Here is a 19,234-nt window from a genome sequence, read left to right as displayed (position 1 = left end):
TTTCCGGGTTGCACGCGGGCATCAAGGGGGGAAGTTCATGGCCGTCATCAACCGCATTGCGGGTTTTGCCGACGAAATGACCGCCTGGAGGCGGCATCTGCACCAGAACCCGGAATTGCAGTTCGAATGCCACCAGACGGCAGCTTTCGTGGCGGAGCGGCTGCGGGAGTTCGGGATCTCGGAAATCCATGAAGGCATCGCCAGCAGCGGGCTGGTGGCGATTATCGAAGGGCAGGGCACCGGCCCGACCATCGGGCTGCGCGCCGATATGGATGCCCTTCCCATTATGGAGGCCACGGGCCTTGCTCATGCCTCGGTCAACGCAGGAAAAATGCATGCCTGCGGTCATGACGGGCACACGGCGATGTTGCTGGGTGCGGCGAAGTACCTGGCCGAGACGCGCAATTTCGCCGGCCGTGTCGCGCTGATCTTTCAACCGGCGGAGGAGGGCGGCGGCGGTGCCAAGGTGATGTGCGACGACGGCATCATGGAGCGTTTCGATATTGACCAGGTCTATGCGCTGCACAACGCCCCGGGTCTGCCCGAGGGCAAGATGGTCACCACACCCGGCCCGATCATGGCGGCGGTGGATACGTTCGAGATTGTGATAACGGGTCATGGCGGCCATGGGGCCATGCCCCATGAAACCAAGGACCCGGTCGTCGCGGCGGTGGGAATCGTCTCCGCGATCCAGACGATCGTGTCGCGCAATCATTATGCCATCGAAGATCTGGTGATTTCGGTGACCCAGATCCACACCGGAACCGCCGAAAACATCGTTCCGGCAGAGGCCTATATCTGCGGCACGGTCCGAACCTTCAACCCGGACGTACAGGCCATGGTGATGCGCCGGATGGAGCAGATCGTGGCGGGGCAGGCGGCGGCCTATGACGTCTCCGCGCGGCTTGATTACCAGATCGGTTACCCCGCCACGGTCAATGACGCGGGTGCGGCGGAGTTCGCGGCGCTTGTGGCAGCACTTGTCGTGGGCGAGGACAACGTGGATGCCGCGGCCGGTCGCGAGATGGGAGCCGAAGATTTCGCCTATATGCTGCAGGAACGTCCCGGGGCCTATCTGTTCCTGGGACAGGGGGAGAGTGCCGGGCTGCATCACCCGGAATACGAGTTCAACGATGAGATCGCGCCGATCGGGGCCAGCTTCTTTGCCCGTCTTGTGGAAACGGCTCAGCCGGTGGAGTGATCTGGTTTTTCCCGCCGTTTTGCGCTGGCCCGGCATCGGCGAGATGCCTGCGCCGCGCGGCGACGCCTAGTGTTTCTCGGCGCGCAGGTAACGGCGCATGCCATAGAGCAGGGGGCTGCCTTCGGGCGCGGTGACGACCTTGTTCACCGCCCCGATGCAGATGTGGTGGGTGCCGTGCTTTTCCGCCGATATCAGCGTACAGTCGAAGCTGACCAGTGCTTCCACCAGACGGGGCGCGCCCGATGGCATGGCGGTGATCTCCACACAGTTGAACTTGTCCCCGCCGGGTGCGGGCAGGCGGCTGGAGAAGATATCCGACACGTCATTCTGATCGATCCGAAGCACGTTGATGCAGAAACATCCGTTTTGCAGGATCGGCGGCAGCGCACTGGAGGATGCATTCACACAGGCCAGCATGGTCGGCTGGTCCCCGTCTGCCGAGATCGACGTCATCGCGGACACGGTGACGCCGGCCCGGCCCGCGGGCCCGTCGGTGGTGACGACGCTGACCGAAGCGGCGGCGCGGCTCATGCCTTCGACGAAACTGTCGCGCAATGTGTCTGGATCGCTCATCTGGCCCTCCCGCCAAGGTTCGGGCTTCTGCATGCCCCGGCTGACACATAGGTGCAAGCCGCCGGATATCATTATTGCAGCTTGTATTTTTGCCGCGCCGCTTGCCAGATGGGGTGAAGTTGAGGAGGTGATATGGCACTGGAAGACGCAAAAAAGCAGGTGGATCAGGCGATCACGCGGCCGGATCTGAAAGGGCTGAGCTTCGAGAACGCCTTCGGCGGCGTCCCCAGCTTCATGCGCCGCCGCTATACCAAGGATCTGACCGGCGTCGATGTGGCGATCACCGGCATCCCCTTCGATCAGGCGGTGACGAACCGGCCCGGCACTCGCCTTGGCCCGCGCGCGATCCGGGAGGCGTCGAGCCTGCAGGTCTTCGATCCGCCCTATGGGTGGGACGGCTATTCGCCGCTGGAGGCGCTGGCCATCGCGGATTACGGGGATATGGCTTTCGATTATGCCCATACGCCCGGTTTTCCGGATCTGGTGAAGACCCATATCGCCGCCATTCTGGAGGCGGGAGCCGCGGCGATCACCCTTGGCGGCGACCATTCGATCACCTTGCCGATCCTGCGCGCCCATGCGGACAGATACGGCCCCCTGGCCCTGGTGCAGGTCGACGCACACACCGATACCTGGCCCGATGACGATCCGGTCCGGATCGACCACGGCACGTTTTGCTACACGGCGGTTCGCGAGGGGCTGATCGATGTCGCCCGGTCCGTTCATGTGGGTATCCGGACTGTGGTGGAGGACAATCTGGGCATCGAGATCATCGACGCCCGGCAGATCCATGAGCGTGGGCCGGCAGCCGCGGCGGCGCGGGTGAAGGCGGTTGTGGGCGACGCACCGGTTTATCTGAGCTTCGATATCGACGGGCTCGACCCGGCCTTCGCGCCCGGCACGGGAACACCCGTCTGGGGTGGGCTGTCGTCGGGGCAGGCGGCGATTTTCCTGCGCGACCTTGCGGGCGTCGATCTGGTGGGCGGGGATGTGGTGGAGGTCTCCCCGCCCTTCGATACCGGCGGGGTCACCGCGGTTGCGGCGGCTCATGTGGCGATGGAACTTCTGTGTCTTTGGGGTTGGACCCGGCGGTGAGTACCCGGCCTCGCGCCAAAGCTCTGGAAAGAATCGCTGCCCCGGCCTATTGCAGAGCCAAATCCAGAAGCTGACGTGACGGCACCATGACTGGACGGCAGAAATCATCCCGATCCCGCCACGTCGCGCGGGAGATCAGTTACGCGTCCTCCGCCGCGTCACGCGGCGGGCGCGCGATGATCCGCGTCCTTGAAAACGCCACCGGACGGCTTGGCCTGATCAGGCTGGCCGAAGGCTATGACGAGGACGTCCGGCAGGGCCGGGATTTCTGGGAAGTCATGGTTCACCGCTACGGGCTGGAGCTGGAGATCGTGGGCGGCAGCCTGTCCAACATCCCGGCCCAAGGGCCGGTGGTGGCGATCGCCAACCATCCCTACGGCATTCTCGACGGGCTGATGATGGGTCATATCCTCAGTCAGGCGCGCGGCGACTTCCGTATTCTCGCCCATCGCGTGTTTCGCAAGGCCGAGGATCTGGACCGGGTCATCCTGCCGATCTCCTTCGAGGAGAGCAGGGAGGCGGTGCAGCTCAATATCGAGACGCGCAGGACCGCGCTTCGGTATCTGGCAGAAGGCGGGATCATCGGCATTTTCCCCGGCGGCACCGTGTCCACCGCCAGCAAACCCTTCGGCCAGCCGATGGATCCGAACTGGCGCGGGTTCACCGCCCGGATGATCGCCAAATCCGACGCCGCGGTGGTGCCGATCTTTTTCGAGGGCCACAACTCGCGCCTGTTCCAGTTGATGAGCCATCTGCATTCGACCTTGCGGATGGGTATGCTCATCAAGGAGTTCCGGGCACGCATCAACACGCCGGTGCGTGTGGCTATCGGCGCGCCGATCCCGCGCTCGGATCTGCAGCCTTTCGCAAAAGATACCCGGGCAATGATGGATTTCCTGCGCGAAGCGACCTATGGATTGAGCCCGAATCCTCTGAACCCGAACGAGATCGGGTTCGAGTTCGAGGAACGGCATCGGGACGGTCCCCGGGAAAGGTACTGACAAACAGATGGCAGTCGGGATTTTCGACAGCGGATTGGGCGGCCTGACCGTTCTGGACGCGGCGAGCAAACGGCTGCCGGAGGTGCCGTTTGTCTATTTCGGCGACAATGCGCATACCCCCTATGGCGTGCGCGACGCCGACGATATCTACAACCTGACGACCGCAGGCGTGCAGCAACTGTTCAATGCGGGCTGCGATCTGGTGATCCTTGCCTGCAATACAGCCAGTGCGGCGGCGCTTCGCCGGATGCAGGAGGGCTGGGTGCCGGCGGACAAACGCGTACTTGGCGTGTTCGTGCCCCTGATCGAGGCGCTGACCGAACGCAATTGGGGTGACAACTCTCCGCCGCGCGAAGTGGCGGTGAAGCATGTGGCTCTGTTTGCGACCCCGGCAACGGTGTCCAGCCGCGCCTTTCAGCGGGAATTGGCGTTTCGTGCCATAGGGGTAGACGTTGAAGCTCAGCCTTGCGGCGGGGTTGTGGATGCGATCGAGGATGGCGACATGATCCTGGCCGAGGCCCTGGTGCGCTCCCATGTAGAGGCGCTGCAACGGCGGATGCCAAAGCCGCAAGCGGCGATCCTGGGCTGTACCCATTATCCGATCATGGAAGAGATTTTTCGCGACGCGCTCGGGCCCGATGTTGCCGTCTATTCCCAGGCCAATCTGGTGGCGGAGAGCCTCGCCGACTATCTGGACCGGCATCCTGACAAGCTTGGAGCGGGGGTGGAGAGCAGGTTTCTGACCACCGGTAACCCCAAGACGGTGGGCGCGAAGGCCACGCGGTTTCTGCGGCGTGAAATCCCGTTCCAACCTGCGGAATGACCTGCGCGACGGTGAGCCCCCATGATACGGAAGCGCGACCGGCATCCATGAAGATTGGTGAGGTTTCAGTAGCGATCTTGATTTGAAACCTCTCCGCATTTCGCCTAAGCCGCGCAGGCAGACTTGCGAGGCGAGAACCATGACCCATTCCATCGCGATCCTCGGAGCGTCGGGCTATACCGGGGCGGAGCTTGTCCGGGTGCTCTCCACCCATCCCGACATGGAGATCAAGACCTTGACCGGCGACCGCAAGGCCGGAATGGCGATGGCGGAGGTGTTCCCGTTCCTGCGGCATCTGGACCTGCCTCTCCTCCAAAGGATCGATGAGGTCGATTTCGGCGGGATAGACTTGGCGTTCTGCGCCTTGCCACATGCCACGTCGCAAAGCGTTATCAGAGCGTTGCCGTCTGACCTTAAAGTTGTAGATCTGTCAGCTGATTTCAGGCTCCGCGATGCGGACGCCTATCGGAAATGGTACGGCAAACCCCATGACGCGCCGGAGTTGCAGGCCGAGGCGGTCTATGGCCTGACCGAGTTCTACCGCGATCAGATCCGTCGCGCCCGTTTGGTGGCCGGCACTGGCTGCAACGCGGCCACGGGGCAATATGCACTGGTGCCGCTGATCAAGGCTTCGGTGATCGATGTCGACGAGATCATCATCAACCTGATCACCGGCGTATCTGGCGCGGGGCGGAGCCTGAAGGAAAACCTGCTTCACGCGGAACTGTCCGAAGGTACGAATGCCTATGCGATCGGTGGCACCCATCGGCATCTGGGAGAATTCGACCAGGAATTCAGCAAGTTGGCCGGACGACCCGTAGAGGTTCAGTTCACGCCCCACCTCGCGCCGATGAACCGGGGCATCCTCGCCACCGTCTATGTCAGGGGCGACGGGCAGACCGTTTACGACACATTGAGCGCGGCCTATGCCGGGGAACCCTTCATTCAGATGCTGCCTTTTGGCGCAGCCCCCTCGACACATGACGTGCGAGGCTCCAATTATGTTCATGTCGGTGTGGCGGCGGATCGGCGAGAGGGGCGGGCACAGGTCTTTGTGGCGCTCGACAATCTGACCAAGGGATCCTCGGGGCAGGCGACACAGAACGCCAATCTGATGCTGGGGATCGAGGAGACGACGGGCCTGACCATGGCGCCGCTGTTTCCGTGAAACGGAGGATGAGGCCATGAGAGGCCTGAAAAAACAACGCCGTATTCAGGTGATCATGCTGGCGACGGTCTGCCTGGCCGGGGCGGCCGCACTTATCGGCTACGGATTTCGCGACGGGATCAATTTCTTCCGCCCGCCATCCGACGTGGTGGCGGCGCCCCCGCCGCCCGAAGAGGTGTTCCGCATCGGCGGGCTGGTCGAGGAGGGCACGCTGGTCCGCGGACAGGGTGAAACGATCACCTTCAACGTGACAGATGGCGGTGCCTCGGTCGCGGTAGCCTATACCGGAGTTCTGCCAGACCTTTTCGGCGAGGGCGAGGGGATGGTCGGCACCGGATCCTATGTGGATGGCGTGTTTCAGGCGACCGAGATCCTCGCGCGTCATGACGAGACCTACATGCCTGCCGAGGTGATCGAGGCATTGCAGGACCAGGGTGTCTACCGAGATCCGGGATCAAGCTGACCGCGTCGAAGGCGCGCGTTTTCTGCCGTGTGAGGCCCGGCTGCGATGCCGAAACGGACTCCGCGGGCAGCTTTTAATCAAGTTTTAGGAATTTTGTGTTTACCTCAGCTCAGTTGAACCACTGAGCATGGAGGGCGAACCCATGCAGTCGGTTCACCAGATTGCATCCGAAATCCTCGACCGCGAAGGCGGCTTTGTGAATGATCCGGATGACCCGGGCGGCGCCACGAATTTCGGCGTCACCATACATACGATGCGGCGTCTTGGGCTGGATCTGACCGGCGATGGCGAAGTCTCGGTCGAGGATGTGCGGGCGCTGAACCGCGACCAGGCCCGTGACATCTTCGTTGAGCACTATTTCGAGCGGCCGTCTATCGACATGCTGCCCGAGGCGCTGCATGCAACGGTGTTCGACATGTATGTCAATGCGGGGTCGAACGCGGTGACGCTCCTGCAACGATTGCTGCGCGACATGGGGCTCGATATTGTCGTTGACGGGGTGATCGGGCCGCAGACCATACGCGCCGCCTTCGCCGCAGAGCGGGACGCGCCCGAGCATCTGGTGGATGCCTATGGAATTGCCCGCCGGAATTATTACTACCGGCTGGCCGATCATCGGCCCGCCAGCCGCAAATATGCCCGCAGGCGCGATGGTGGCAAAGGGGGCTGGATCACCCGGGCTGAGGAGTTCATCTCGCCCCGCTATCATCTGAGTGCCGCGGAACATCGGGCGCGGGTGGCGGCATGGGATTGATCCGTCGGGCCATTGGCGGCGCGGCGGCCGCGCGCGCCCTTGGGGAGGCCGCCGAAGGCGTGGCGGAAGTCTTTGTGCCCAATGCCACCCGGCGGATGGAGTTGAGCGCGGAGGCGCACCGCGCGGCTCTCGACAGTCATTCGGAAGAGTTTCAATACGTGCGGCCGGGTCTGTTCGACCGTTTCGTGAACGGGCTGAACCGGTTGCCCCGCCCGATGCTGGCGCTCGGGACGCTCGGCTTGTTCATATACGCGATGATCGACCCGTTCAGCTTTGCGGAGCGGATGGTCGGTCTTGCCGAGGTGCCGGAGCCGCTATGGTGGCTATTGGGCGCGATTGTCAGCTTCTATTTCGGCGCTCGGGAACTGCATTACTTCCGCAGCCCGCGCGCGCCCGAGCCGAGCTTCGAGCCGATGCTGCATCCGGTGCGGGATGAGAACCCGGCCTTGTCGGCATGGCGGAACGACGCCGTGCGCCGCCAGAGATGATCGCCCCGGGGCCGGTGGTGCACCGCAGGCGGGTATGATACCTCTTGATCGAACGGCCCCACGACTTGCGATCCAGCGACAAAGACCGATCTTATCCATGCCCCCACACCCGGCCCGCGCGGCCTATTTCCTAGATTTCGACGGCTGCCTTGTTGCGCTTGCGCGCCAGCCCGATGCGGTCGTGGTCCCGGTCGGGCTTGTGGCGCTCCTGAACAGGTTGCACCGGCGCGCGGGCGGTGCGCTGGCATTGGTGTCCGGCCGCGCGATCGCCGATCTGGTGGGCATGCTCCCCGGCCTTGTGGTGCCGATGATCGGCAGTCATGGGGCCGAACGGCTCTGGCGGCGCGGGCGGGTAGAGCGGCTCGATATCGATCGCACCGTTCTGGACCGCGCAATCGAGCGGGTGACGGATGTGGCCCGGACTGCGCCGGGCTTTCTGGTGGAGGTCAAACCGGTTGCCGTGGGTCTGCATTACCGCGCCGATCCGTCGCTTGCCGAAAAGGCCGGGCACGCGATGTCCGGAATAGCCGAGGACGCGCCCGGATTTCATTTGCACCCGTCCAAGCAGCTGATCGAATTGCGGCCCGACGGCGTCGGCAAGGGGCAGGCTGTTGCCGCATTGCTGACGGAGCCGCCCTTTCGCGGACGAAAACCGGTGGTGTTCGGCGACGATCTGACCGATGAGCCCGCCTTTGCCCTCGCCAATCGGCGGGGGGGCGTTTCGGTTAAGGTGGGGTCCGGCAGGACCGCCGCCCGTCACCGTCTCGCGGACCCGTCCCGGGTGCGGCAGGTTCTCAGCACATGGGGCAGGGCGTGATGGGCAAGGGCCGACTGGTCGTGGTGTCGAACCGGCTCCCGCTCGGGCCCAATCCGTCCGGCGGGCTGGTGGTGGCCTTGAGGGATGCGTTCGACGAGGCCGGCGGCATCTGGGTCGGCACGTCGGGGCGCCAGAGCGAGACCCCGAAAACCCGGTTCGACAGCCATCCGGGGCTTCCGTTCGACCGGCTGAGCTTCGATCTGACCAAGACCGAATACGAGCATTACTATCTGGGCTACTCGAACTCTGTGCTCTGGCCGCTGTTTCACGGGCGCGCGGACCTGATGGAGACCCGCAGCCGGTTCCTCGCGGATTATCGCGCGGTCAATGCACGGCTGGCCCAGATGCTGGCCGGCGTCGTTCATCGGGACGATGTGATCTGGGTGCAGGACTATCACCTTCTGCCGCTGGCGCAGGCCTTGCGGGCCACGGGGGTCAGCAACCGGATCGGCTTTTTCCTGCACATTCCGTTCCCGGCGCTCTACGACATCATGGCACTGCCCAATTCGGAGGAATTCATAGGCTGGCTTGCGGCTTACGATCTGGTGGGCCTTCAGGCGCGGCGCGATGTGGCCCGGCTGCTGGAAGCTTTCCGGTCGCGCCCGGATGTGGAACTGATGCCGGACGGATCGGCGAAACTGGGCGAGCAGCGGGTGGAGGCCAGAAGCTTTCCGATCGGTATCGATGCGGCCGCCTTCGCGCGGGAAGCGGCCAAGGCGTTCGAAGTGCAGCCGCGGGTTCCGCTGGAACCTGGTGAGCGGCTGATCATCGGCGTTGACAGGCTCGATTACTCAAAGGGAATCCCCAATCGTTTCAAAGCTTTCAGGCGCCTTCTTGAGGTTCATCCCGAGTTGAACGGATTGGTCAGCCTGCTCCAGATCGCGCCCCCCACGCGCGAAGAGGTGGCAGCCTATCAGGATATCCGCAGCGAGCTGGAACAGCTTTCGGGCCAGATCAACGGCGCCTATGCCGATCTGACCTGGACCCCGATCCGGTATATCCACCGCGCGGTGCCAAGGGCTCGGCTGGCGGGGCTTTACCGGCAGGCGGCCGTCGGTCTGGTCACGCCGCTCGCCGATGGTATGAACCTCGTGGCCAAGGAGTACGTGGCCGCACAGAACACCGAAGATCCGGGCGTCCTGGTTCTGTCCGATTTCGCGGGGGCGGCCGAACAGATGGAAGATGCGCTCTTGGTGAACCCGTTCGATCTGGATCAGGTCGCCGAGGCGCTCGCGCGGGCCCTGAAGATGCCCAAGGGCGAGCGCCGCGCGCGGCACGAGGCGCTGATGGAGGGGCTGCTCACGCAGGATATCACCTGGTGGTCGCGGAAGTATCTGGCGGCGCTGAGGGGGGTGCCGCGCGGCTTGGAATAGCCCGACATGCGGCAATTCGATGCCGCATTCTGCCTCCGGCAATGTGACGGTCCTAATCCCAACTGTCGCATTGATGCCGGCAGGTCAGACCGTTTGCGTCCCTGCGGGTATTCTCCGGGGCCGGAAGACGGCGAAAAACCAACCTGATTGCGATGGCAGGTTTTTGCTAAACTCGGCGAATTTTCAGATTTCCGAATGCAGTCAAAGAGAAGTGGCGGAGAGACAGTCCGAAATGTGTTTAATATCTTATGCTTAAGTGTTTGAATTTGCTGGACGCGGGATTTTCGTGTGTTGCGGATTGCGCAACAAAAAATGTAGCAGAAATGGGCGGTTTGGGACGACACCAACCAGCTATCGCAAGGCACAGGCGTGACATCGCGCGAGTTAGTGCAGCCAATAAAGGGCCGCGTTGCGAGCAGAACCTCGTTTCATAGCCCATTTTCATAGCGCTTCCGTGCAGCGTTGGTGGCGTCGCGCAACTCGGCACGCAGGAGGTCCATCCGACGCGGGATGGGAACATCCAGCACCTCGGCCTTGACGATCCGCTCGGTTCGGAAATAGCGAAACCCCTCGCGCAGCTCGCACCAAGCGGCGATAATGCGGCTCGTGTCCCTGTAGCCAAGCATGATGGGCCAGATCACCCGGGACGTTTTCTGACCGAAGTGATCTGCGTAGGTCAGGGCAATCTTTTTGCGGCGCCGAATGGCGAGGCGAATGGAAGACGCACCAAGCACCTCTTTTGGCGGATTGACCGGCTCGACACTGACCACCGGTTCCAGGAATGAGATCCGGTACCTCTCGGGCGCGACGGCTTCCAGCTTGGTGATGAGCTTTTCGGCGGCCAGCGCCAGTTCGGGCTCACCCCGTGTTTGCGCCCACAGGCTGCCGAGCATGACCGCCTCAATTTCGTCGGGGGTCAACATCAGCGGCGGCATGTGAAACCCGGGTTCAAGGACATAGCCAACCCCGGCCTCGCCGTTGATGGGCACGCCCTGGCCGATCAGCGCCGCGACGTCGCGATAGACCGTGCGCTTGGTAACACCCAGTTCGGCTCCGATGGCCTGGGCCGAGATAGGTGCCTTGGCGCGCCTCAGTATCTCGATGACCTCAAACAGCCTGTCACCACGTCGCATGGGGTCCCCTTTCAACGATCGCGTTCATAATGACAGCATGCTGACACCACGCTGTCAGCATAGCGACGATAGAAGAAAGAAAGCCACCGGAACGGAGATCAGATCATGGGACCCAATACTGCCATCGCTGTTTTGCCGCCGATGAGTCTGGCAGCCGAGACGGTGGTACAACCAGTATCTGCGCCGGTCTCGGCCGTAGCGCCTATGTCACTGTCGACAATATGGAAGGGTCCGAAGCCTTCTATCGCAATCTGCTCGATACCGTCGCCCCACCGATGTGACAAGGCCGCTGCTCCATTTGCTCAATACCACCAATCCTAAAGGCCAATTGATCGAGTTCTTCAGGCCTACGGGCCAATGACGCCGACCGTGGAAACTCAACCAAACGCCTATTCATAAGGGATACGCACCATGAAGATGAACTATTTCGTTGTCGGGACAAACGATATGGACGCCGCCATGCCGTTCTATGACCAACTCTTTGCGCAATCAGCTGTGAACCGCATCTCACCGACCGATAGAATGACTTATTGGCTTGGCACCGACTTTGCGTTCGCGACCGCTATCCCGTTCGATGAGAAACCCGCCACCAACGGCAACGGAACCATGGTTGGTTTCTGTGTTGGGTCACCCGAAGAGGTCAAAAGACTTCACGCCTTGGCGATCCGCCTCGGCGGCACATGCGAGGGCGAGCCGAAACAACGCGGCCCCCGCTTTTCCGCCTATGTCAGGGACTTGGATAGGAACAAGCTGTGCCTGTCTGACTAGGCCTGCCATTTGCCGGCGTTCATCAAGTTCGGCTGCTCTATGGTATCTGCGCAGATCATCAACGTCTGATGGCCTCCTGTATTCACGGTGCTGGCCGCTGCTGTGGTAGGTTGATACGTCGACGCATGTTGACGTTGTGGCCGGGCGTGGCGGATCGGAGGAACCTTCATGCATATAGAAAACTTACTGGCCATTCGTGCCCGTCGCCCCGTCTTGATCAAGGGGTGAATTATCGACCAGAAGCGTCCTTTGCTGGCCAAACATATCCGGGCGATCCGTGTCCAGCTTGAGATTGATGCGAAGCCGCGTGATCTGGCGCTCTTCAATATGGCAATCGACTGCAAGCTGCGGGGCTGCGATCTCGTCAGGCTCAAGGTCGCAGACGTTTTTGCTGCGGGTCAGGTGAAGCAGTACGCCTCGATCATGCAAAGCAAACCAAGAAAGCCGGTCTGGTTTGAGATCACCAAAGGGATACGTGAGTTTTTGCGCCGGCGGTTAGAGGACCCGTTTGTGATTGGGTTAGAGCATCTCTGGCCGGGTCGTTTTCATGAACGGCTGCACATCTCGACACGGCAATATGCGCGTATGTGCGCGATTGGGTGTTGTCAATCGGGCTGGAACCAAGCGCTTATGGTACGCATTCCATGCGATGCACCAAGGTCGCTCAGATATATCGCAAACCGTGAGCCTGCGGGCTGTGCAACTGCTATTTGGCCATACAAGGATGGATAGACGGTGCGGTATCCGGGCGTCGATCTGGAAGATGCGCTGGCCATTGCTGAAGCCATGGATCTGTAGAGCGTTGAGATGACTCACGACTCGCGGGAGCCATTTGAAACCGCCCGACAATGCGATAGGTTTCGGGGATGTCGCTTCATCTGCCTTCATTCTTTCCCCTGCGCGCGGGGCGCGTGCATGAGGTCTGCGGCGCTGCCTCGACGGGGTTTGCTGCCATTGCCGCGGCGGTTGCGGGAGCGCGGGCGCTTTGGGTTCAGGAAGCGTGGCTTGTGGATATGCTGATCCCTGAGGGTATGATGCCGTTCATCGAACCTGCCAACCTGTTGCTGGCCAGAACGCAAAATCAGATCGACACTCTGGCGGTTGCCGAAGAGGCGCTCAAAGACGGCAGCCTTCCTGTTGTCGTGCTTGAGGTGACGCGCCCCCTCTATCTGCGCGAAGGGCGGCGGTTGCAGCTTGCGGCACGCGCGGGCCAGACGACGGGGCTGTGTATCATTCCAGAGGGCATGGGCTCGAACGCGACTGAAACGCGCTGGCGGGCCGGGCCAGTCTATGATCCGGCGCGAGATGACTCGACTCTGATGCGGTGGGAAATTATTAAGAACAAATCAGGAACAACTGGCGGATTGCATGTTTTCTGGAACGCACAGACGCATCGTTTGCATGTGGTTCCCCCGGTTGGCGAGCGACCGGGTTCTGCGCAGAGACCCGAGTGAGGCGCCCTTTGTCATTGCTGCGCGGGCGGGCAGCACCGAGCTGATCCACTGCCTGAACACCGCCGCCGAGCGCGCAGGTCTGCATCGTGGGATGCGCATGGCCGATGCACGCAGCTTTTGCCCAGATCTGATCAGCCGTCCCGCCGATCCGCGCCGCGATGCGCGGTTTCAGCGCAGCCTCCGACGGTGGGCGGAACGGTTCTGCCCCTGGGTGGGGGTCGAGGACACCGATGGTCTGGTGCTCGACATCACGGGATCGGCACACCTTTGGGGCGGCGAGGCGGCGATGCTGACCGATATGCGCACACGGTTGGAGCGGGCGCATCTCTCGGTGCGGCTGGCAGCGGCGAGCACGCGGGGGGCCGCATGGGCGCTCGCGCATTTTGGCGGCATAGAGGAAGCGCTGTTTGCGCTTCCCGTGGCCGCGCTGCGCCTTGCGCCCGAGACCGTCACCGCGCTGCAACGTCTGGGCCTGGGCTCTATCGGTGAGCTCGCGACAAGTCCCCGCGCGCCGTTGGCGCGCCGTTTCGGCCCCGATCTTCTCCTGCGGCTCGATCAAGCCCTTGGCGCCCAGCCCGAACCTGTGACCCCCGAGGTCGAGCCGCCGCAGTTCAGCGTGCGCCTGAGCCTGCCGGAGCCCATCGGCCTTGAGGCCGATGTGATGGCGGCAACCGAGCGCTTGCTTTCGTCTCTCTGCGCCAAGCTCGCCGCGCAGGAAATGGGCGCGCGACAGTTATGCCTCACGCTGCGCCGCGTCGATCAGGCAAGCCAGCAGGTTGAACTGCGCCTTGCCGCGCCGATGCGCGAGCCCGCGCGCATTCTGCCGCTTTTCCAGCGAGGCGTATCCGAGGTGGATGCCGGCTTTGGCATCGACCAGATCCGGCTGGAGGCGACGCAGGTCGAACACTCACCCGTGCAGCAAATGGGCAACCAGGCCAACCGCCCGGAGCAATTGGCGGACCTGATCACTCGCATAGGTACACGGATCGGACTTGAAAACATCCAGCGGTTTTTACCCGCCGACAGCCATATTCCCGAGCGCAGCTTTCTGATCGCGCCCGCCGCATTCAGCGAGCCGCAGAGCGGCTTTCATGCGGCGCGCCCGCGCCCGATCCGGCTGTTCACGCCCGAACCGATCCTTGCCGCCGGTCCCACCCCGCCAGAACGCTTCCGCTGGCGGCGTATGGACCTGACCACCGAGCGCGCCACTGGCCCCGAGCGGATCGCCCCCGAGTGGTGGTTGCCCGACGAGGCATGGCGCAGGGGACTGCGCGATTACTGGAAGATCGACACATGCGAGGGGCGGCGGCTGTGGCTGTTTTATACGCCGCAAAACCCCGGCTGGTTCGTGCAGGGGGAATTCGCATGAGCTATGCCGAGCTTTGCGTGACCTCGAATTTCACCTTTCTCACCGGCGCGTCGCATCCTGAGGAACTCGTGCTGCGCGCCGCGGAACTTGGGCTTGCGGCCATCGCCATCACCGACCGGAACTCGCTGGCTGGCGTGATGCGGGCGTGGTCGGCTTTACGCAGCTTGCGCAAAGAGGCGCAGGCAGGCGTACCGATACGCTCCACGCAGCAGCGCGACCTCAGTTCGCAGCGAGAAACCGCCCCTCCCGAAACGCTGCATCGCCCCAGTGGTAACGGGCTCCCCAAACTGATCGTGGGGGCGCGCCTTGTGCTGCGCGATTGCCCGGTCGAGTGGGTCGCGCTGCCCACCGACCGCGACGCCTATGAACGCCTTTCACAGCTTTTGACCCTTGGTAAACGTCGCGCAGGCAAGGCTGAATGTCACTTTGATCTGGCAGATCTGGAGGCGGGCTGTAAGGGCATGATTCTGATTGCCATGCCACCCGCGCTGGACAAGGCGCAAGCCCCTCTCCAGCGCCTTGCACGGCGCTATCCGGGTCATGTGTTTCTGGGGGCGGCACCGCGCTATGACGGCTCCGATCAGGCGTGGTTTTCTGCCTGTGCGGCTCTGGCGTTGCGATGTTCCACCCCCATGGTCGCGTTGGGCGATGTGCTGATGCACCGCGCCGCGCGCCGCCCGCTTGCCGATGTGCTGACCTGTCTGCGCGAGGGGATCACGATTGACGCCATCGGCACCCGCGCACTGCCCAATGCCGAGCGGCGGCTAAAGGGCAGGCCCGATATGGCGCGGCTTTTCTGCAATCATCCGGCAGCGCTGCGGCGCACGTTGGAGATCGCCGCGCGGTGCAGTTTTGACCTGTCGGAGCTCAGCTACGAATATCCCGACGAAAGCACCGAGGGCGAAGCTCCTCAGGTGCGGCTCGACCGGCTGGCGCGCGAGGGGTTGACGCAACGCTATCCTCAGGGCGCTTCGGAGCGGGTCTACAAGCTGATGTCGAAGGAACTCGAGCTGGTCGCGGAACTCGGCTACGCGCCCTATTTTCTGACCGTCTACGACATCGTGGCCGAGGCCCGTTCGCGCGACATCTTGTGTCAGGGGCGTGGTTCGGCCGCCAATTCGATCCTGTGCTACCTGCTTGGCATCACGGATGTATCGCCCGACATGATCGGCATGGTGTTCGAGCGTTTCCTTTCGCGCCATCGCGGCGAACCGCCCGATATCGACGTCGATTTCGAGCACGAACGGCGCGAGGAGGTGATCCAATGGATCTACGAAAAATACGGCCGCGAGCGGGCGGGGCTTTGCGCCACCGTGATCCATTTCCGCACCCGCTCCGCCATCCGTGAGGTGGGCAAGGTGATGGGTCTGTCGGCCGATGTGACCGCAGCCCTTTCCGGCCAGATCTGGGGCATGTCGAACAAGGGGGCCGATCCCGTTCGGATGCGCGAGATGGGCCTCAACCCCGAGGATCCACGGCTGTCGCTGACGATCCGCCTCATCCGCGAAATCATCGGCTTTCCGCGCCACCTAAGCCAACATGTCGGAGGCTTCATCATCACGCGCGGGCGGCTAGACGCGCTGTGCCCGATCGAAAATGCCGCGATGGAGGGGCGCACCTGCATCGAATGGGACAAGGACGACATCGATGCGCTTGGCATTCTCAAGGTCGACATCCTGAGCCTTGGAATGCTCACCTGCCTACGCAAGAGCTTCGATCTGCTGGAGGCTCATGAAGGCCCGCGGCTCACCCTCGACAGCGTGCCTCAAGAGGACACAGCCACCTATGACATGCTGCAACGCGCCGATGCGGTCGGCGTGTTTCAGGTCGAAAGCCGTGCGCAGATGAACTTCCTGCCCCGGATGAAGCCCGCCACCTTCTACGATCTTGTGATCGAGGTCGCCATCGTGCGCCCTGGTCCCATTCAGGGCGGCATGGTCAAGCCCTATATCCGCCGTCGACAGGGGCTGGAAGCGCCCGAGCCCTTCGGCCCCGCGCTGGCCGCGGTCACGGCCAAGACCCTCGGAGTGCCGCTGTTTCAGGAACAGGCGATGCAGATCGCCGTGGTGGGCGCGGGCTATTCGGCGGAAGAGGCCGACCAGCTCCGCCGCTCGCTTGCCTCTTTCCGGCGTATGGGCACGATCGGCGCGCATCGCGACCGCTTTGTGGCGGGAATGCTGGCCAACGGCTATACGCAGGCGCTGGCTGAGGCCTGTTTCGCCCAGATCGAGGGCTTCGCCGATTACGGTTTCCCAGAAAGCCACGCCGCCGCATTCGCGATGCTGACCTATGTGTCGTCCTGGCTTAAATGTCATCATCCGGCGGTCTTTGCCTGCGCATTGCTCAACAGCCAACCGATGGGGTTTTATGCGCCTGCGCAGATCGTGCGCGATGCGCGCGAACATGGGGTGGAGGTTCGGCCCATTTGCGTGAACTGCTCGGAGTGGGACAATACGCTTGAACGCCGCGCTGACGGTGGACACGCGCTGCGGCTCGGGTTCCGGCAGATCAAGGGGTTTCGCGCAGAGGATGCGGGCTGGATCGTAGCGGCGCGTGGCAATGGCTACCCCGATCCCGAGAGCCTGTGGCTGCGTGCGGGTATCGCGCCCGCCACGCTTGAGCGGCTGGCCGAAGCCGATGCCTTTACCGGCCAGAGCTTGACGCGGCGGGCGGCCCTTTGGGCGGTGCGGGCCATTCGCGCCCCCGCACCGCTGCCGCTTTTTGCCGATCCGCTGGATGGGGAGGGGTTGCGCGAGCCTGCCGTTACCCTGCCAGCCATGCACCTGGGCGAAGAGGTGGTCGAGGATTACGTCGCGATGCGCCTGACCCTGCGCGCGCATCCAATGGAACTGTTGCGCCCCTCCATCCCCGGTCTGACCTGCCACGATCAGCTTGTCACCGCCCCCCTCAAACGCACATCTGTTTGTGGCCTAGTCATCACGCGCCAGCGCCCCGGCACTGCTTCGGGGGTGATATTTCTCACGCTGGAGGATGAAACCGGCGTGTCGAATATCGTGGTCTGGCCAAAGATCTACGAGCGATTCCGCCGCGCGGTGATGGGCGGGCGGCTCTTGCGCGTGACGGGGCGGCTTGAACGCGAGGGGATCGTTGTGCATCTCATTGCCGAACGGATCGACGACCTCTCGCAGCGCCTCTCGGATCTTGGCCACCCGCTTGATGGCGCGGTGGGCATTACCATGCCACAAGCCGACGACACGCCCCGTCCGCGCCCCACAGCTCACCATCCCCGCGAGCAGGCCAAACGCCTGTTCCCGAGCCGCGATTTCCATTGAGGCCTTAAAAAGAGGGTGGGGTGAGCAACCTTGGAGGCCACAGGTTCGGAGTGCTCGGCCCGAAGCTACCGTTTATCACATAGCCGAGATGCTGCACCCGCAGCCCGCATTGCTGACATTCGTCATGAATGCAAAATCCGTGTTATGTCGAACTCAAACTCTGCGGGACGGTGCGCCATTTCGCTGCGCCTGCGCCAGGGTCTGCTTCCAAGATAGAAAAGCGTGCCTCCGGCACGGCGCTGGAGCTGTTCCGCAACCGCCTGGGCTCGGTGATCTTGGCGATGTCGGTTGCGACCGGGGCGGTGGCGGCGGAGTACGACTACGACAGCTTCGGGCAGCGGACACTTGTGCAGGGGACGGAGGAGGTCCGCTACGGCTTCACCTCCCGCGAGCACGATGCGCTGACGGGACTGATCCACTACCGCGCGCGGGCCTATGACCCGCTCACCGGCCAGTTCCTGCAGCGCGATCCCATCGGCTTCGCGAGCGGCGACCTGAACCTCTACGCCTATGTGGAGAACGATCCCAACAACTGGACGGATCCGAGCGGGTTGATGGCAGTGGACGGGAGCGTTTTGAGTGCCGGAACCCGCGCGATGGACGCCAATGCCATCAGAAACATCGGCATGGGAGTGCTGGGCGTGGCCACTGCGATCGCCAGCTACATGACCAGCTATACTGCGTTGGACGCGGTGCTCAATCAGGCGGATGGGGTGATGGGGACGGAACGGATGATCCGGGCGGCGATGGTGACGGTGGAGATGGTGGAGATGGTGGTCAGCAACCTGAGAATGAGCCACCGAATCCAGCTGATATCGCGCGCGATCTAGCAGCCCAATGCGCGGCGCAACCATTCCAATGCCATGATTTTGCTCGTGAATTGAGAGAGGCTTCGTGAAGCAGGTATTGACTTCGATGAAGTCTACGTGCGCAATCGCATTGCTCCGTTTCTAGAATCAGAACAGTTGGGGATAGTATCGAAAACAGGTGTTCATGAGGCGGTGCAGGTTGGCGACACTATTTTCGACAACAACTTTCCTGGCGGACTGCCTGCTGGTTCTTGGCGAATAGATATCGGGGAGGGCTACCCAGGTATCGATATTGAAATAAGGTAGCGTATGCTTAACCTATACGAGACTTTGCAACTTCTTAAAGTTCGCCCTGCGAATGTGATTGGGAGTAGATCAATTGATGCGCTTTTTTTGTTCCTAGTAGGCTGGAACGCACATCGGAAGTTTTCGCCTGACAATGATGCGTTCGCTGACGCTTTCTTTCGCGACTTCAACAGATTTGTCGAAGATGAGTTGGGTCAAAATAGGTCAGCAAAAGGTTGGGCAATGCTAGGGTCAGGACTCATAGCCAGTAAATGACGAGTGCGGCGAGAGCGATGGCTGACAGGAAGACCTTCGGGCATCGGTCGTAGCGGGTTGCCACGCGTCTCCAATCCTTGAGCCTGCCGAA

At 62.5% G+C, this 19,234-nt stretch carries 18 protein-coding genes and 2 pseudogenes; 17 read left to right on the top strand and 3 right to left on the bottom strand.

Annotation, left to right across the window (positions count from 1 at the left end):
• Window positions 1–37: 37 nt before the first annotated feature.
• Window positions 38–1,201, top strand: coding sequence for a M20 aminoacylase family protein (locus D9R08_RS08955; protein ID WP_121897719.1), 1,164 nt, complete (start codon window positions 38–40; stop codon window positions 1,199–1,201).
• Between the two features lie 66 nt (window positions 1,202–1,267).
• Here the strand turns inward: D9R08_RS08955 and D9R08_RS08950 are convergent, their stop codons facing one another.
• Window positions 1,268–1,774, bottom strand: a complete 507-nt coding sequence (locus tag D9R08_RS08950) for a flavin reductase family protein (protein ID WP_121897978.1) — start codon at window positions 1,772–1,774, stop codon at window positions 1,268–1,270.
• A gap of 132 nt (window positions 1,775–1,906) precedes the next feature.
• Here D9R08_RS08950 and speB point away from each other — a divergent pair, with 132 nt between their 5' ends.
• The 9 genes from speB (at window position 1,907) to D9R08_RS08905 (ending at window position 9,756) form a co-directional block, all read left to right on the top strand.
• Complete coding sequence (speB, locus tag D9R08_RS08945; protein WP_121897718.1) at window positions 1,907–2,869, top strand: agmatinase; 963 nt, start codon at window positions 1,907–1,909, stop codon at window positions 2,867–2,869.
• Window positions 2,870–2,955: 86 nt separating this feature from the next.
• On the top strand, window positions 2,956–3,870 hold the full coding sequence (locus D9R08_RS08940; RefSeq protein ID WP_121897717.1) for a lysophospholipid acyltransferase family protein: 915 nt from the start codon (window positions 2,956–2,958) through the stop codon (window positions 3,868–3,870).
• Between the two features lie 7 nt (window positions 3,871–3,877).
• On the top strand, window positions 3,878–4,693 hold the full coding sequence (locus D9R08_RS08935; protein ID WP_121897716.1) for a glutamate racemase: 816 nt from the start codon (window positions 3,878–3,880) through the stop codon (window positions 4,691–4,693).
• Between the two features lie 139 nt (window positions 4,694–4,832).
• Complete coding sequence (gene argC / locus D9R08_RS08930) at window positions 4,833–5,861, top strand: N-acetyl-gamma-glutamyl-phosphate reductase (RefSeq protein WP_121897715.1); 1,029 nt, start codon at window positions 4,833–4,835, stop codon at window positions 5,859–5,861.
• 16 nt (window positions 5,862–5,877) lie between these two features.
• Entirely contained in the window at window positions 5,878–6,324 is a 447-nt protein-coding gene (gene ccmE / locus D9R08_RS08925; protein ID WP_121897714.1) for a cytochrome c maturation protein CcmE, read from the top strand.
• Window positions 6,325–6,466: 142 nt separating this feature from the next.
• Window positions 6,467–7,078: a holin-associated N-acetylmuramidase gene (locus tag D9R08_RS08920; protein WP_121897977.1), complete on the top strand. Its 612-nt coding sequence runs from the start codon at window positions 6,467–6,469 to the stop codon at window positions 7,076–7,078.
• Window positions 7,069–7,566: a holin family protein gene (locus D9R08_RS08915; protein ID WP_121897713.1), complete on the top strand. Its 498-nt coding sequence runs from the start codon at window positions 7,069–7,071 to the stop codon at window positions 7,564–7,566. The genes D9R08_RS08920 and D9R08_RS08915 overlap by 10 nt, the downstream gene beginning before the upstream one ends.
• 97 nt (window positions 7,567–7,663) lie before the next feature.
• Window positions 7,664–8,383 carry a trehalose-phosphatase gene (gene otsB, locus D9R08_RS08910; protein ID WP_158598963.1) on the top strand — a complete coding sequence of 240 codons (720 nt, stop codon included), beginning with the start codon at window positions 7,664–7,666 and terminating at the stop codon, window positions 8,381–8,383.
• Window positions 8,368–9,756: an alpha,alpha-trehalose-phosphate synthase (UDP-forming) gene (locus D9R08_RS08905; RefSeq protein WP_233557374.1), complete on the top strand. Its 1,389-nt coding sequence runs from the start codon at window positions 8,368–8,370 to the stop codon at window positions 9,754–9,756. The genes otsB and D9R08_RS08905 overlap by 16 nt, the downstream gene beginning before the upstream one ends.
• A gap of 428 nt (window positions 9,757–10,184) precedes the next feature.
• Here D9R08_RS08905 and D9R08_RS08900 read toward each other — a convergent pair whose 3' ends face one another.
• Window positions 10,185–10,889, bottom strand: coding sequence for a helix-turn-helix transcriptional regulator (locus tag D9R08_RS08900; protein WP_121897711.1), 705 nt, complete (start codon window positions 10,887–10,889; stop codon window positions 10,185–10,187).
• A gap of 411 nt (window positions 10,890–11,300) precedes the next feature.
• Here D9R08_RS08900 and D9R08_RS08895 point away from each other — a divergent pair, with 411 nt between their 5' ends.
• The 7 genes and pseudogenes from D9R08_RS08895 to D9R08_RS19620 all read left to right on the top strand — a co-directional run bounded on the left by D9R08_RS08895 (window position 11,301) and on the right by D9R08_RS19620 (window position 18,888).
• Window positions 11,301–11,657 carry a VOC family protein gene (locus D9R08_RS08895; protein WP_121897710.1) on the top strand — a complete coding sequence of 119 codons (357 nt, stop codon included), beginning with the start codon at window positions 11,301–11,303 and terminating at the stop codon, window positions 11,655–11,657.
• Between the two features lie 327 nt (window positions 11,658–11,984).
• Window positions 11,985–12,455, top strand: a pseudogene (locus tag D9R08_RS08890) (tyrosine-type recombinase/integrase).
• 68 nt (window positions 12,456–12,523) lie between these two features.
• Window positions 12,524–13,111 (top strand): ImuA family protein, encoded by a 588-nt coding sequence (locus D9R08_RS08885; protein WP_121897709.1) that lies wholly within the window; start codon window positions 12,524–12,526, stop codon window positions 13,109–13,111.
• The gene (locus tag D9R08_RS08880) at window positions 13,026–14,480 is read left to right on the top strand and encodes a Y-family DNA polymerase (RefSeq protein WP_121897708.1); all 1,455 of its coding nucleotides are present in this window, start codon (window positions 13,026–13,028) and stop codon (window positions 14,478–14,480) included. The genes D9R08_RS08885 and D9R08_RS08880 overlap by 86 nt, the downstream gene beginning before the upstream one ends.
• Window positions 14,477–17,773, top strand: a complete 3,297-nt coding sequence (locus D9R08_RS08875) for an error-prone DNA polymerase (RefSeq protein ID WP_121897707.1) — start codon at window positions 14,477–14,479, stop codon at window positions 17,771–17,773. Before D9R08_RS08880 ends, D9R08_RS08875 begins: the two co-directional genes overlap by 4 nt.
• 128 nt (window positions 17,774–17,901) lie before the next feature.
• The gene (locus D9R08_RS19210; protein ID WP_199709308.1) at window positions 17,902–18,603 is read left to right on the top strand and encodes an RHS repeat-associated core domain-containing protein; all 702 of its coding nucleotides are present in this window, start codon (window positions 17,902–17,904) and stop codon (window positions 18,601–18,603) included.
• A 96-nt stretch (window positions 18,604–18,699) separates the two neighbouring features.
• Window positions 18,700–18,888: a papain fold toxin domain-containing protein gene (locus D9R08_RS19620; RefSeq protein ID WP_158598962.1), complete on the top strand. Its 189-nt coding sequence runs from the start codon at window positions 18,700–18,702 to the stop codon at window positions 18,886–18,888.
• A 238-nt stretch (window positions 18,889–19,126) separates the two neighbouring features.
• Here D9R08_RS19620 and D9R08_RS08860 read toward each other — a convergent pair.
• Window positions 19,127–19,234, bottom strand: a pseudogene (locus D9R08_RS08860) (IS5/IS1182 family transposase); the annotation flags it as partial.

This window comes from Rhodophyticola porphyridii (assembly GCF_003688285.1).
Classification (GTDB): Bacteria; Pseudomonadota; Alphaproteobacteria; order Rhodobacterales; family Rhodobacteraceae; genus Rhodophyticola; species Rhodophyticola porphyridii.
Note: the sequence above shows the minus strand (reverse complement) of the source record. Positions and strands in the feature narration are given on the sequence as shown.

What these genes read in the sequence shown, in the direction of transcription:
- otsB (WP_158598963.1), top strand. Translation starts at nt 7,664, where the DNA reads ATGCCCCCACACCCGGCCCGCGCGGCCTATTTCCTAGATTTCGACGGC.
- D9R08_RS08880 (WP_121897708.1), top strand. Translation starts at nt 13,026, where the DNA reads ATGTTTTCTGGAACGCACAGACGCATCGTTTGCATGTGGTTCCCCCGG.
- D9R08_RS08915 (WP_121897713.1), top strand. Translation starts at nt 7,069, where the DNA reads ATGGGATTGATCCGTCGGGCCATTGGCGGCGCGGCGGCCGCGCGCGCC.
- D9R08_RS08885 (WP_121897709.1), top strand. Translation starts at nt 12,524, where the DNA reads ATGTCGCTTCATCTGCCTTCATTCTTTCCCCTGCGCGCGGGGCGCGTG.
- D9R08_RS08895 (WP_121897710.1), top strand. Translation starts at nt 11,301, where the DNA reads ATGAAGATGAACTATTTCGTTGTCGGGACAAACGATATGGACGCCGCC.
- argC (WP_121897715.1), top strand. Translation starts at nt 4,833, where the DNA reads ATGACCCATTCCATCGCGATCCTCGGAGCGTCGGGCTATACCGGGGCG.
- D9R08_RS08920 (WP_121897977.1), top strand. Translation starts at nt 6,467, where the DNA reads ATGCAGTCGGTTCACCAGATTGCATCCGAAATCCTCGACCGCGAAGGC.
- D9R08_RS08935 (WP_121897716.1), top strand. Translation starts at nt 3,878, where the DNA reads ATGGCAGTCGGGATTTTCGACAGCGGATTGGGCGGCCTGACCGTTCTG.
- ccmE (WP_121897714.1), top strand. Translation starts at nt 5,878, where the DNA reads ATGAGAGGCCTGAAAAAACAACGCCGTATTCAGGTGATCATGCTGGCG.
- D9R08_RS19210 (WP_199709308.1), top strand. Translation starts at nt 17,902, where the DNA reads ATGCAAAATCCGTGTTATGTCGAACTCAAACTCTGCGGGACGGTGCGC.
- D9R08_RS08940 (WP_121897717.1), top strand. Translation starts at nt 2,956, where the DNA reads ATGACTGGACGGCAGAAATCATCCCGATCCCGCCACGTCGCGCGGGAG.
- D9R08_RS08905 (WP_233557374.1), top strand. Translation starts at nt 8,368, where the DNA reads ATGGGGCAGGGCGTGATGGGCAAGGGCCGACTGGTCGTGGTGTCGAAC.
- D9R08_RS08900 (WP_121897711.1), bottom strand. Translation starts at nt 10,889, where the DNA reads ATGCGACGTGGTGACAGGCTGTTTGAGGTCATCGAGATACTGAGGCGC.
- D9R08_RS08875 (WP_121897707.1), top strand. Translation starts at nt 14,477, where the DNA reads ATGAGCTATGCCGAGCTTTGCGTGACCTCGAATTTCACCTTTCTCACC.
- speB (WP_121897718.1), top strand. Translation starts at nt 1,907, where the DNA reads ATGGCACTGGAAGACGCAAAAAAGCAGGTGGATCAGGCGATCACGCGG.
- D9R08_RS08950 (WP_121897978.1), bottom strand. Translation starts at nt 1,774, where the DNA reads ATGAGCGATCCAGACACATTGCGCGACAGTTTCGTCGAAGGCATGAGC.
- D9R08_RS08955 (WP_121897719.1), top strand. Translation starts at nt 38, where the DNA reads ATGGCCGTCATCAACCGCATTGCGGGTTTTGCCGACGAAATGACCGCC.